The sequence below is a fragment of the Flavobacterium sp. ST-158 genome (genome assembly GCF_058309975.1).
Map to the genome: position 1 here is coordinate 259,326 of NZ_JBZEEN010000005.1, position 14,636 is coordinate 273,961.

The 14,636-nt window shown below is 34.3% G+C and carries 7 protein-coding genes; all 7 read left to right on the forward strand.

Annotated features, from left to right (window positions below; all coding sequences use genetic code 11):
* Positions 1–51: 51 nt before the first annotated feature.
* The 7 genes from AC4FRF_RS10005 to AC4FRF_RS10035 all read left to right on the forward strand — a co-directional run bounded on the left by AC4FRF_RS10005 (position 52) and on the right by AC4FRF_RS10035 (position 14,590).
* Positions 52–3,504, forward strand: a complete 3,453-nt coding sequence (locus AC4FRF_RS10005) for a SusC/RagA family TonB-linked outer membrane protein (protein ID WP_491159360.1) — start codon at positions 52–54, stop codon at positions 3,502–3,504.
* 43 nt (positions 3,505–3,547) lie between these two features.
* Positions 3,548–5,353, forward strand: a complete 1,806-nt coding sequence (locus tag AC4FRF_RS10010) for a RagB/SusD family nutrient uptake outer membrane protein (RefSeq protein ID WP_491159362.1) — start codon at positions 3,548–3,550, stop codon at positions 5,351–5,353.
* Between the two features lie 24 nt (positions 5,354–5,377).
* On the forward strand, positions 5,378–7,003 hold the full coding sequence (locus tag AC4FRF_RS10015; RefSeq protein WP_491159363.1) for a DUF4957 domain-containing protein: 1,626 nt from the start codon (positions 5,378–5,380) through the stop codon (positions 7,001–7,003).
* A 101-nt stretch (positions 7,004–7,104) separates the two neighbouring features.
* Positions 7,105–8,583: a pectate lyase family protein gene (locus tag AC4FRF_RS10020; protein ID WP_491159364.1), complete on the forward strand. Its 1,479-nt coding sequence runs from the start codon at positions 7,105–7,107 to the stop codon at positions 8,581–8,583.
* Positions 8,584–8,600: 17 nt separating this feature from the next.
* Complete coding sequence (gene pelA, locus AC4FRF_RS10025; RefSeq protein ID WP_491159365.1) at positions 8,601–10,163, forward strand: pectate lyase; 1,563 nt, start codon at positions 8,601–8,603, stop codon at positions 10,161–10,163.
* A gap of 199 nt (positions 10,164–10,362) precedes the next feature.
* On the forward strand, positions 10,363–13,893 hold the full coding sequence (locus AC4FRF_RS10030; RefSeq protein ID WP_491159366.1) for a pectinesterase family protein: 3,531 nt from the start codon (positions 10,363–10,365) through the stop codon (positions 13,891–13,893).
* A 4-nt stretch (positions 13,894–13,897) separates the two neighbouring features.
* Positions 13,898–14,590, forward strand: a complete 693-nt coding sequence (locus AC4FRF_RS10035) for a glycoside hydrolase family 78 protein (RefSeq protein WP_491159367.1) — start codon at positions 13,898–13,900, stop codon at positions 14,588–14,590.
* Positions 14,591–14,636: the final 46 nt, after the last annotated feature.

A 14,636-nucleotide genomic window follows, 5' to 3' on the forward strand; every position in this document is an offset into this window, starting at 1 on the left:
TTCAATTCTCCAGAATGCAAACCAATTATTAACTAACTAAACCAAAAAATTATGAAAAATTATTTGTCGAAGGTCAACTTTGACTTGTTTCAATTTTTGAAGAAAAAAACCTTATTGTTTTCAATTACTCTATTTTTAATTGAATTTACAGTCAATGCCAATGTTAAAACCAAAACCGTAAATCATTTAGAGGATAAGCAGACCAAAGCCTCTACATTATCAGTAGCTATTCAGAATGAAATTACCGTTAGCGGTAAAGTTGTTGATGGGAGTGGGATGGGAATTCCAGGTGTTACAGTTCTTTTAAAAGGGACATCAAAGAGTGTCGTGACTGATATAGACGGGAAATTTACTATTACTAAAGTTCCGTCTAATGGTCAATTGGTTTTTTCATTCATAGGAATGGAAAGCCGTGAAGTGGCTATAGCTGGAAAAACAAATCTTTCAGTAACATTAAAAGATTCTGCTACAGATCTTGATGAGGTTAAGGTGGTTTCTTTTGGATATGGAACAATTAAGAAGGAAAACTTGTTAGGTTCTGTTGCTTCTATAGGAGCAAAAGAATTATCTAAAATTCCTGTGACTAATGTAGCCGAAGCAATGGCAGGTAGATTAGCAGGTGTAAGTGTTCAATCTGTTGATGGTGCTCCTGGTGCTGATATTGTTATTCGAGTAAGAGGGGGTGGCTCTATCACTCAGGATAATTCGCCGCTTTATGTTGTGGATGGTTTCATAGTAAGTAATATTAATGATATTCCACCAAGTGATATTCAAAGTATAGATATTTTAAAAGATGCGGCTACTACAGCTATCTATGGTGCTCAGGGTGCAAATGGAGTTGTGGTTATTACTACTAAAAAGCCAAAAGCCGGAAAAACCACCATAACTTATAATTCATACATGCAGTTATTAAAATTGCCAAAAGACAGAAAATTGGACGTATTGTCACCTTATGAATTTGTTCAAATGCAATATGAAACGGCAAGAATGAAATCTGATGCTGACGTTCGAAATTTTGAAAAATATTTTGGAAAATTTGATGATTTAGAATTATATAAGTACAAAAAGGCTAATGATTGGCAGGACGAAGTATTAGGAAATTCAACCATTTCGAGATATAATAATCTTAGTATTTCTGGAGGAACTGAAAAAACAAAAATGTCTTTGAGTTATACTTCTAACAGAGATCAGGGATTAATGATTGGATCTGGGTTGAATCGTGATGTACTTAATTTTAAATTAAATCATGAAATTTCCAAAAAATTAAAATTGGATTTGTCTTCCAGAGTCACAAATTTGGAAGTTAATGGTGCTGGAACTTCAGGAAGTTCACAAATTAGAATTAAAAATTTGGTTACTTCAAGACCAACGAATGGTATTGCTGACGAACTAGAATTTGATATTGCTAATGTGGATAATGAAGATGATTACCAATCCTTTATTTTAAATTTAATAAATCCGGTAGAATTAGCGAAACAGGACTGGAGAAAGAGAACAACCAGAAGTTATGTATTTAATGCTGGATTATCATGGGATATTTTAGATAATTTAAAAGCTCAATCTACGGTTACTACAAGTAGATCTTATGCTGAAAACTTACGTTTTTACGGACCGTTGACCGGGGTAGCACAACAGGAAGGAAATAGTTTGCCATTAGGAACTAAAGATAATTCTGAAAATTTTTCATATAGAGTAACCAATACGTTGAATTATGATTTTAAAAATATAGGTGACCATCAATTAGGAATTCTTCTTGGCCATGAAGTACGTTCCAGTGGAGGAAAATCGCAACATGCCAGAGTGGAGAATTTTAGAGAGTCTATTACTCCAAAAGAAATGTTTGCCTCTATGAATTTAGGTACTTTAATTGAATACAGTACTTATGAAAATACAGATGAGAATTTGTATTCGTTTTTTGGAAGAGCCAATTATTCTTATAAAGATAAATATTTGTTGACTGCAACTGTACGTAGAGATGCTTCAAGTAAATTTAGTAAAGATAATAATGTAGGAGTATTCCCTGCTATTGCTGCAGGCTGGAAAATTTCAAATGAGCCATTTTTGATGAATTCAAAGATTGTCAATGAATTGAAATTAAGAGTAACTTATGGAGAAACTGGTAACGACAGAATTCCAGCCAATTCAACAAAATTCTTATTTAAATCGGATACTAATAATGGGCCTGGTTTTGGAACCAATAATTACAATGTATATTATGGAATAAATGGGAATGTATTATTTAATCCGGATTTGATTTGGGAGACAACTATCAACAGAAATGCAGGATTGGATTTTGTATTATTTAATGCGGCAATCAATGGTAGTTTAGATGTTTACAAAAATACGACTAAAGATTTATTATTACAATCTGCTGTTTCTCAAACATCTGGGTTTAGTTCACAATGGGCAAATATTGGTAGTACCTCTAATGAAGGGGTTGAATTAGCTGTAAATACGAGTTTGATTAATAAAAAAGATTTTTCCCTAAATTTTAATTTTAATATAGGAACCAATAAAGCAAAAATTGTAGCTTTAGATGGTACAACAGAGCGTTTTTTCCAATCTAACTGGGGTAGTACTGATTTGAAAGACAGAGATGATTATTATTTAAGAGTAGGTAAGTCGGTTGGTTTAATCTATGGTTATGTTAATGACGGAATGTACACGGTAGATGATTTCGATAGCTATAATGAAAATTCTAAAAGTTATGTTTTAAAAGAAGGTGTTCCAGATAATAAAGGGATTCTTGGAGTTGGGAGTGTAAAACCGGGATATATGAAATTGAAAGATTTACCTACAGAATTAGTTGTTGATGATCAAGGTAATCCAATTTTAGATGCCAATGGTAAAAAGCAGTATGTTCCTGATGGTATTATAAATACCAAAGACAGAAAAGTGATTGGTAATGCCTTGCCAAAAGCACAAGGAGGATTTGGATTTACAAGTAATGTAAAAGGTTTTGATATTTCGGCTTTCTTTAACTGGTCAGTAGGGAATGATGTGTATAATACGGGTAAAATTGATTACAATCAACTGTATAGAACTTCTAACGGGAATATGTTAAATTCTATGAACTCTTCAAAACGATTTACTTATATAGACATGGATGGTTCTTATACAGGAACAGCAGGAAGTGTAGTTACAGATTTAGCACAATTGGCTGAAATGAACCAAGGGAAGACAATCTGGAGTGGTAATAATTCTTTTGGTGGTTCTACACCTGTTGTTAGTGACTGGGCAATTGAAGACGGCTCCTATTTAAGATTAAACAACGTGACAATTGGTTATACAGTACCAATGGAAACTATGAAAAAATTTCTTATTTCCAGTTTAAGGTTTTATATAACAGGAACCAATTTAGCTTTATGGACCAAATATTCTGGATTTGATCCAGATGTGAATTCAACTAGAAGTGATGGTTACGCGGCATTAACTCCGGGATTAGACTATTCTTCTTATCCTAAGAGTAGAACTTTTACTTTCGGTATGAATATGACTTTTTAATTTAAAAAGTTCTTTGATAGAAATAATTTAAAAAAATAGTATTATGAAGATCATAAAATACATATCTATAATAACCTTGGCTTTCTTTATGAATAGCTGCTCTGATTTTTTAGACCCAGAATCGCTATCTACATTTGATACGCAATATGTTTTTTCAAATGTTGATGACGCCAGGAAAGCAACTAATGCAATTTATCAGCACTTTAGTGAAGACGCATTTAGATCCAGATTGTCTAATAATATGACAGGAAACACTGATATAGAACAAAATTCCGGAACCGGAAGCACAGCTCGTTATGAAATTTGGCGTTTGGAAGCACAACCTAACAACGGAGATTTAAAAGTGGTTTGGGAAGTTGCTTATAAAGCCATAAGAGATGCCAATATCGTTATTGACGGAATTACAAAAAGTGCCGCTTTGAATTCAACAGATATTGCTATCCAAAAAGACATGAAACATTTTTTAGGAGAAGCATATACTTTAAGAGCTTATTGGTATAGTATGTTAATTTATCATTTTGGTGATGTGCCTTTTTCAAATCAGGCTCCTAAGGCTGGACTAGATTTCAATTTACCTAAGGAAGATAGAAATGTTATTCTTAGTTCCTTAATACAGGATTTAATTAATATTGAAGCAGACATGAAATGGGCAGATGAGCTTCCTTTTAAGATAGAACAGGTAAATAGAGAATATACTTTAGGAATGATTGCCAGATTGGCTTTGCAAAGAGGAGGTTACTTTTTGAAACCGGATATGACTATGGACAGAATGGCAGATTATTTAGATTATTATGCTATTGCGCGTGATTATACTAAAAAATTAATAACTCTAAAAGATAGAGAGTTACCAAAAGATTTTAGACAAGTATTTATGAATGAAACAAGATTTGTAATTCCAAAAGATGATAGCGATGTTCTTTTTGAAGTTCCGTTTGCAATAGGTGAAGGTGATGTGGCCTGGAATATAGGTATCCGTGTCGATGCAGGAACACATCAATATGGTTCTGGAAGTAATTATATGAATGTTCCTCCTACTTATTATTATTCATTTGATAAAAAAGATATCCGAAGAGACGTTACCTGCGGATTGTACTATAGAGATAAAGATTTTAAACAACAAGTAGTTGCTGTGGGATCCATTTCACAAGGAAAATGGAGTAGAGAATATTTAGATCCACCTCCAGGCCCTTCAACCAATAAGGGAACAGGAATTAACTGGCCAATGTTACGTTATGCCGATGTTTTATTGATGTATGCTGAGGCTGAGAATGAATTGAATGGTCCTACACCTACAGCAAGAGCAGCATTTGCCCGAGTAAGGCAAAGAGCATTTAATGAAGTTGACTGGCCAGAAAAAGTAGATCAATATATAGCTTCAGTTTCTGCAGGGAAAGCAACATTTTTTGATGCAATCGTAAACGAAAGAGCTTGGGAATTCGGAGGAGAGATGATTAGAAAATATGAATTAATCCGTTGGAATTTATATGATATTAAAATCAATGAAACGGTAGCTGGATTGAAAAAATTAGCTGATGATGCTTACCTTGGTTTTGGTAATTTACCGGATTATATTTATTGGAAGTACGATTCTAGTGGTAATTTGGTAATACTAAATTCTGATACAAAAGTAGTAGCACCACCTGATGATACGTGGACAAGAGCTAACTGGCTAATTAGTTTGCACAGAACGCCAAATGCTACAGACCCTTCACCTTATCAACCATGGATAACGAACAACTGGGCTAATTATACAACAGCTCCTGTAAGGTACATTATGCCTATACCAAGTGTAGCAGTAACAAATAGTCAGGGATTATTGCAAAATGACGGTTACGGATTTAATTTTTAAAATAATTTAAAGCTTTCTATAAAAATGAAAAATTTAAACAAAAATATATACAGAATAATGCTTTTCTTCTTTGGAGCATTATTCCTTTATTCTTGTAGTGAGAATGAAGATATGATTAAGCAAACCAGACTTTTTAGACCCGTTTTAAATGAACCCTTGAGCTCAATTGATAATACAATAATTGTCAATATGGCCAAAATGAAATCAGCGATTGCTTATAAAGTTGAAATCAGCAGAGATACATTTAAAACGATAGTTAAAACAGTTGAAGGTTCTAGTAATAAGATTGTCTTTGACAATTTAGTTTGGAATGCTTCATATCAGGTAAGAGCAATTGCCTACGCTTCTGACGAACAATATAATAGTAAAATATCCGAATTAGGAGATATAAAAACACAACGTTTTCCTTCTATAATGGCAATACCTGTAAGATCAGATGTAATTGATACCGGAGCTAAAGTACATTGGGCTACAGTAGATTCTGGAGCAGAAGTGACAGATATTAAAGTTTTTGCTTTTGAAGATGAGTTATTGCAAACACCTTTAGCAAGTTATGCTACTACAGCAGATGAAAAATTAAATGGAGAAAAAATCATTTATGGATTAACACCGGGAACCAAATATCAAATTGCCATTTATAGTGGTTCAACAGTAAGAGGATGGGAAGTATATACCACCAAAGAGCCTTTACCTACCGGATCGGACGTTATTGATTTAAGAGGTACTAATGATCCAAGTTTGTTAATGAGTACATTGAGTAGCGCTCCTGAAGCTAGTACTATTATTTTAGATGGAAATTTTACTTATAATGCCACCGGATTTAGTTTTAGCAAATCAGTGACTATTAAGAGTGGGTATAGTTTTGTGCCGGGAGGTGCAAAAATTGCAGTTACTAGCCAATTTAAATTTATAGAAAATTCTAATATTACTTCAGTTGTTTTTGATGGAGTTTCTTTGTATCAACCATTGTCTCCTGGAACAAATCCTTCGGGGTATTTATTTAGCCCTGATAAATCATATACTATTAACGAATTGAAATTTGACAATTGTAGAATTTATGATTTTAGAGGTCTTATGAGAAGTAGATCGGGAACTACAGGATTGTTAAATAATTTTATAATTAATAATTCGATTGTTACCAATATAAGAGATTATTCTGTTTTAATGAATGAGTCAACATCAGGATTTAATTTTGGGAATATTCTATTCAAAAACTCAACACTTTATAAGTGTCAAAAATTCCTCGTAAATAAAGCTACAACTCCGGTGACAAGTATAAAAATTGAGGATTGTACTTTTAGTGAAGTAGTTGCTGCTGGTGCCAATTTATTTGAATTTGCTTCTAATAGTACTGATGGTGTATTTTTTACCAATACAATTATTTCAAGAGGATGGGATTTATCAAATACTCAAGTTTATGCTTTTAACTTTGTTAAATCAAATACTATGACTGAAACTTCATTTGTATTCACTAATACTTATGACACCTCTGATACTGCTTATACAGTTGGTCCTCCATCACCAATTAATTTTAGATATACTGGTACATCTGAGACTTTATGGAAAGACTATGCTATTGGAGATTTTACTTTTATTGACTCTGGTTTTGGAGGTTTAAGAGATTGTGGAGATCCTAGATGGAGGTTATAATTATATAGTTAGTTTTTAGTTTTGTTTTATTGAGGCATGCTTATTCAATATGCATGCCTCTTTATGTATGTCCCAAATTGAAATAATCTAAATACAAAAAAATGAAATTAATAAAGCTTATTTTTTTATTACTGTTTACTGCTAATTGTAGTAAGGACTCTGGTTCAGGTTCAGAACCAACGATTACAACTCCTCCAGATAAAACAGTAGATGCTCCTATCAAAGTTACAGAGGATGCTTTCGCTTTTCCTGGTGCGCAGGGATTTGGTCAAAAAACTACTGGCGGTCGGGGAGGAAAAATTATGTTTGTGACAAATCTCAATGATTCTGGAGAAGGAAGTTTAAGAGCTGCGGTTACTTCTAGTGGACCTCGAATAGTACTTTTTAAAGTTTCAGGAAATATTACACTGAAATCAACATTAAAAATTACCAATTCCGATATCACGATTGCCGGACAATCGGCACCAGGAGATGGTATTTGTATTAAAGATTATCCGGTTTCTGTGGATGCAGATAACGTAATCATCCGTTATATGAGATTCAGGATGGGGGATGAAGCACAGCAGGAAGGTGATGCAATTGGTGGTAGATTTCATAAAAACATAATCATAGACCATTGTTCGATGAGCTGGTGCACAGACGAATGTGTGTCTTTTTATGCTAATGAAAATACAAGTATTCAATGGTGTATCATTTCCGAAAGTTTGAAAACTTCATTTCATGTAAAAGGTTCTCATGGTTATGGAGGTATCTGGGGAGGAAAGTATGCTTCATTTCACCACAATTTGCTGGCGCATCATGATAGCAGGAATCCAAGATTGGGAGAAGAAGCAGGAAAGGCATTTGCACTGACTGATTTAGTTGATTTGCGCAACAATGTTATTTACAATTGGGGTGGAAATAGTTGCTACGGCGGTGAGGCAATGAACGTAAATATTGTGAATTGCTATTATAAACCGGGACCTATGACTGCAAAAACAAGCCGTATTGTATCGATTGATAAAAACAAAATCGCAGGCACGGAGGTTTATGATATTTGGGGCAAATTTTATATCAATGGAAATTATGTCGATGGTAGCCCGGCTGCAACAGAAAATAATTGGGATTACGGTGTTTATAATCAATTTTATTCCGGTTATGGTGTTGTTTCAGATGCCGATAAAGCGGCCATGAAATTAAGCCAGCCACTGGATATAAAAAATAATGTGACAACACATATGGCAGTTGTTGCTTATGATAGAGTGCTAAAATTTGGTGGTGCTAATTTAGTGCGTGACGCTGTTGATTCTCGTATTGTTGATAATGTTAAAAATAAAACCTATTCATTTGAAGGTTCAAATGGAGGTACTAAGGGAGCAATCGATTCTCAGGTAGATGTAGGTGGTTGGCCTGAATTAAAAAGTACCGCTCCTTTATTAGATACAGACAATGATGGGATGCCTGATGAATGGGAAGTAAAGATGAAACTCAATCCTAAAATTGCTAACGCAAATGGTAGAGATTTAAGTACCGCTTATGATAATATCGAAGTCTATATCAATGGCATAGTGGCTGCTGTGAATGCAGGTCAATATGATTAACGAATAAAATAATAAAAATGAAAAATAGTTTAATAATAGTATGTTTATTCCTAACGGCATTGTTTTCATGTTCAAAAGATGATATTAGCAAGGAAGTTAAGATAAAAACCATAGTAATTAATGGGGATAATACATTGACCACTACTCCAAAACAATTGACAGCAACGATACTTCCAACTGATGCAACCAACAAAGAACTTAGTTGGAGTGTTTCTGATCCTAGTATAGCTGTCATTTCGGAAACAGGACTTTTGACAGGTATAAAAAATGGAACAGTCAAGGTTACTGCAACCTCTAATGATGGTTCCGTAGTGAAAGGGGATAAGACGTATACTGTGTCTGGGTTTTCTGTACCTACTGTGTTGGTAGAAAGCATTTCAATTATAGGAAATAATATTACTAATGGGCAAGCAATGCAATTAACCACTCAAATTACTCCAGCAAATGCTTCTAATAAAGCAATAGAATGGACGGTTTCAAATCAAACTATTGCTACTATAAGTGCTACAGGATTATTAACTCCCAAACAAAATGGAACTGTTACAGTTACTGCTTTAACAAAAGATGGAAGTGAGAAAAGTGCTCAATTACAAATTACTATTTCTGGTATTACTTATGCAACTACTGTTAGAGGCGAAAGTATCTTGCTATGGCAGAGAAGTAATGGCGGGTGGGGTAAAGCCGTACCAGATTTAAATCAGTACAATGTGGTACAAACACCTGATCAAATTGCTTCTGCAATGGCAACAAAAAACAATACAGATACCACAATTGATAATGGTCACGTAGTAACTGAATTAAGATGGTTAATTGCCGATTATAAAACTACCAATAATCCAAATTATCTGGCAGCTGCCGAAAAAGCAATCGATTATTTATTTTCCGCTCAATATGATAATGGAGGATGGCCACAATACTATCCAGATAAAAGTTTCTATCGTCATCAAATTACTTACAATGATAATGCAATTGCCAATGTGATGAACCTGATGTGGGATATAAGTAAAGGAAAAAATAATATGAATGTGGTTAATCCAAGTTATACGGATAAAGCAATCACTGCTTTTAATAAAGGAATTGATATCATATTGCAAACGCAAATTACTTATAAAGGGAAAAAAACGGTGTGGTGTGCACAACATGATGAGGTGACTTTGCAGCCAGCATTAGCTAGAGCTTATGAATTACCATCTTTTAGTGGTTCTGAATCAGTGGGAGTTGTTAAAGTTTTAATGTTAGTTGAACAACCATCAGCTGCTGTTAAACAAGCTATCAAAGATGCAATAGATTGGTTTGAAGGGGCTAAATTATATGATATTGCAACGCAAAAAATTAATGATTCTTCGCAGCCATCAGGTCAGGATGTTATAGTGGTTTCATCACCTGGAAATATTATTTGGGCGCGTTTTTATGATTTGGAAACTAATAAACCAATGTTTTGCGGTCGCGATGGAATTCCAAAAACAACTTTAGCGGAGATTGAAAATGAAAGGAGAGTTGGTTATTCTTGGTATGGCAATTGGCCAGCAAATTTAATTAGTACCGATTACCCTAATTGGAAAGCTAAAAACGGATTGTAATCTGATATAGTTTGTTGATTTTAAATATTTAATGAGCTAAAAAACAATTAAAGGAGGTGATTACAGGTATAGGAGCAAGCAAAGTAAGTTCAACTAAAGGTATACTAATTTTATTTATTTGGTAAAAACACTTCCGCACTTATAACCTTAATTTTTTCACACTTGATTCGCATTATTAACTAAATTCAATAAGTTATTTATGAAATTACTGAAAAAAGCAGGCTATTTATTTATAGGTCTTTTGTTGTCAAACGTATCTTTTGCTCAACAATTTAATCCTGACATTGTAGTGGATATTAACGGAACTGGAGATTTTACCTCAATACAGGCTGCCTTTGATGCAGCGCCTGCTAATACGCCAACTATTATTTACGTAAAACGAGGTTTATATGACAAAGAAAAATTAATTATTCCTGCTAACAAAACCAATATTACGTTAATTGGTGAGAGTAGAGAAGAAACTATTATTTCTTATGATATTTATAATTGTAATGATGGAGGTGATGGATTATGTCCAGATAATAAGGTGTCACTTTGGGTTAGTAATACTGATTTAGTAAGGACTGCTGCAACCCTTACAATTATGGCAAATGATTTTAAAGCCGAAAATATAACTATTCAGAATACTGCTGGACCAGTGGGGCAGGCACAGGCTCTTACGCTTCAGGCAGACCGAAATGTATTTATCAACTGTAATATACTTGGATATCAGGATACCATTTATTTTTGGATGGCTGAAACCTCACGAGCCTATTTTAAATCTTGTACAATTTTAGGCCGTACCGATTATATCTATGGTCGCGGAGTAGGTGTGTTTGATGAATGTGAAATTAGAAGTTTCGGAGGAGCATGGATTACGGCACCTTCAACCGAAGAGACACAAACCTATGGTTTTGTATTCTATAAGTGTAATTTAACGTATCAACCAAATAGTCCCAGAAATGGCGATGATGGAGTAAAAATTAAATTTGGTCGTCCTTGGCATCAATATCCAAAGGTAGCATGGCTTTATTGTACCATGCCTACAGAAATTGATCCTTTAGGTTGGGGGGATAAATGGAATATGGACTATGCCGATACCGATGCAAGACTACATTTATACGAATGGATGAACACAGGTGCTGGAGCAGACATGAGTGGAAGGGCAAATTGGGTAGGTATAAGAGCTATGACAGATCAAAATGAAGCTAATTTATACGAACCAAAAATTGTATTGGCAGGTTCAGATAACTGGAACCCAACAGCTATAGCGCCAACAATAGGAGTATTTAACTGGGATGGAGGTGCTGTCACAAATGGATGGATGGAAATAAACAATTGGAATCCGGATGGTATGCCAGCAGCTTCAGAAGTAGCAAATGTTAATGGCAGTTTGACAATAAATGCAAATGGTGGGAATTTTGCAGCAGATTTAAATTTATCAAACGGAGCAATTATTGATGTTTCTGTTAATAGTTCAGCCACATTGCTTACTCTTAATCAGGCAACAGTTTCTTCTTCGGCTAACGTATCATTATCCGGAAATATAAAAACTAAAGGTATTGTAAATATTGATATTTCCGGAAATTTGAATGTTGAAGCAACACTAAGTGGAGTACACCAAATAACTAAGACTGGCACCGGTATATGTCAGCTTAGCAGTGATAATTCCGGTTATACTGGTAATTTGATTATTGAAGCAGGTGATTTACAAGCCAAAGTTGGAAATTCATTAGGAAACTCACCAAAAGTAACTGTAAAAACTAATGGGAAGTTGACTATAGATGTTAGTAATGCCATTCAAACAAAAACGATTCTTTATACAGAAGGATCAGCATCGATTGTTCTTAATAAAGATATTATAATTAATCAGTGGTATATAAATGGTGAATTACAGCCTGTTGGTACATATGATGTAACTACTAATGCAACCACTATTAGTGGAACAGGTAAAATAATTATAGGAAGACCAAGTGAATTTACTTTTTTGGGAGGACTTTGGGATGATGTAACAAAATATTCTCCAGCCTTGTTACCAAAGGCTGGAGAAAAAGTGTATGTTAACAATGGCATAACTATTGAATCCACACTTTCACAATTTGAAGGCGATATGTATGTGAAAAGTGGTGGAAGTATTCGTTTAAGACAAACAAAAGACTCAAAATGTTTAGGACCTGTTAGAATGTATCAGGGAACCAATATTACTTATGCTACAAGTGGTACAGGCTTTTATCTCAATGCACCAATTGTTTTAGAGGGAGATATTTCTCTTAATTTGAACAGTAATAATGTTGCTGGTAGTGTTATGGATTTGGCAGGTACTTTTACCGGTGAATACAAAGTAACGGTACGCAACATAAGAGACTTTGCTAATACAGCAACTGTAAAGTTAGGAGGAGATAATAGTAATTTTACCGGAATCTGGGATTTAACTCTTGCGGCAGCTAATGCAGGAGGTTCATCGGCAATTGATGGTATAGTGGAAAATGCTTTTGGTTCCGGTACTATTAATGTCGATCAGAATAATTCTGTTATTTTTAGCCATGAACGTGCCGCTGGATCAGAATTGAAATTAAATTTGGCAGGAAATGGTAAAGCGGTTTTAAATACTACTGTAAAAGTTCAAAAACTGACTATTAATGGAGTAACATTTAGTAATGGCACTTACGACAAAATTACCAATCCTGAGTTTTTTACAGGAAACGGAAAAATCGAAATTAATGTTAGCTGTCTGGATGTATCAGTTTATCCGATTACTTCAACAGCAAACACAACCGAGGTAAAGGTGGGTAGTACACTTCAATTATCACACCAAATTACCGGAGGAACATGGATGTCAAACGATGCTCTTAAGGCTACAGTAGATGCTAATGGCCTAGTGAGTGGACTTGCTGCAGGAACAATAACTATTACATATTCCTTGTGTGATAAGTCTGTAACAAAAGAGATTGTTGTTGTAGCTCAGGACTCAGATGATGATAATGATGGGGTGCCTAATAGCAAAGACTTGTGTCCCAACACATCTGCTAATGCCACAGTAGATGTCAATGGTTGTTTTACATTGCCTTCCAATAATTTTAGCATTGAGACTATTGGCGAAAGCTGTGTAGAAAAAAAGAACGGTAAAATAATTATAACCGCTAACAAAGAATTGAATTATACCACGGTAATCAATGGAGTTAGTTACAGCTTTAATACCACTAAAACAATTGAAAATTTGGCTTCGGGGGTATATGATTTTTGTATTACGCTGGCTTCTGATTCTTATAGCCGATGCTTTAGTGCTACTGTAGCAAGTGGGACTAATATTTCGGCCAAAACTACTTTGATTTCCAATAAATTATCTGTAGATATAGAACAAGGTACAGCGCCATATACCGTTTTAGTAAATGGAAAAAATGTATTGGAAACGAATGCAGCTTCTTTTTCAATTGATGTTAATCCAGGAGATTTAGTTCAGCTTCAGACTATGGTTCCCTGTGAAGGAACTATTAATTCAAAAATTGATAATGCCTTTGTTGTGGCTTATCCAAATCCGACTGCATCAGCTCTTGATATTGTTATCCCTGTTGGCTCGGATAAGGTAAAAGTAGATTTGCTAGATGCTAAATCTCAATTAATTTCTTCTGATAATTACAAAGTGAACAATGGAAAAGTACAAATGAATCTTGAGTCTAATGCTGTTGGAATTTATTTTATAAAAGTTTATTTAGCAGATGAAACAGAAGTATTGAGAATTATAAAAAAATAATAAAATGAGAAAATACTTATTCGTTTTTTGTAGTGCTTTACTATTAATATCATGTGGGGGAGGAGATGATACTTCAGATGCTGTTACTGAAAATAAAGCACCTTCAAGTCCCAGTTTAGTTGCACCGGAAAATAATTTATTGTGTATTGATAATACAGTTGCTTTTCAATGGAATGCTGCATCTGATCCAGATTCAGATGCTGTGAGATATCAAATTGAAGTTGCTAAAGACAATCAGTTCAAAGAAATTGATTTTACAAATTCTGTAATGACAGTTGCTAAAAGCATTTTATTAGAAAAAGGAGTACGTTATTTTTGGAGAGTAAAAGCAATAGATTCTAAAAATTTGTCCGGAAACTATTCGTCAGTATTTCAATTTTATACCGAAGGCGTCGGACTAATTAATCATCTTCCTTTTGCTCCGTCTCTTGTAAAGCCTGAATTGTCGTCTGTTGTAAATGATAATTCAATTGTACTTGAATGGAACGCCTCTGATGTGGATGCAAATGACGTACTTACTTATGATGTATATTTTGGAACAACAAATCCGCCCACAGCAAAAGTCTCTTCTAATCAAAGTTTGAAAACCTGTACGCAAACTTTGAATTCTTCAGGAACATTCTATTGGAGTGTTGATGTAAAAGATAATAAAGGAGGAATTTCAAAAGGACAGGTTTGGAGATTTGTTAAAAATTAGTTACTCGTAAAATTAAATAAAAGCTATTCGGGATTATTTTTTCGAA

Excerpts from the sequence above, each read along its gene's own strand:
- AC4FRF_RS10005 (WP_491159360.1), top strand. The coding sequence starts at position 52 with ATGAAAAATTATTTGTCGAAGGTCAACTTTGACTTGTTTCAATTTTTG.
- AC4FRF_RS10010 (WP_491159362.1), top strand. The coding sequence starts at position 3,548 with ATGAAGATCATAAAATACATATCTATAATAACCTTGGCTTTCTTTATG.
- AC4FRF_RS10015 (WP_491159363.1), top strand. The coding sequence starts at position 5,378 with ATGAAAAATTTAAACAAAAATATATACAGAATAATGCTTTTCTTCTTT.
- AC4FRF_RS10020 (WP_491159364.1), top strand. The coding sequence starts at position 7,105 with ATGAAATTAATAAAGCTTATTTTTTTATTACTGTTTACTGCTAATTGT.
- pelA (WP_491159365.1), top strand. The coding sequence starts at position 8,601 with ATGAAAAATAGTTTAATAATAGTATGTTTATTCCTAACGGCATTGTTT.
- AC4FRF_RS10030 (WP_491159366.1), top strand. The coding sequence starts at position 10,363 with ATGAAATTACTGAAAAAAGCAGGCTATTTATTTATAGGTCTTTTGTTG.
- AC4FRF_RS10035 (WP_491159367.1), top strand. The coding sequence starts at position 13,898 with ATGAGAAAATACTTATTCGTTTTTTGTAGTGCTTTACTATTAATATCA.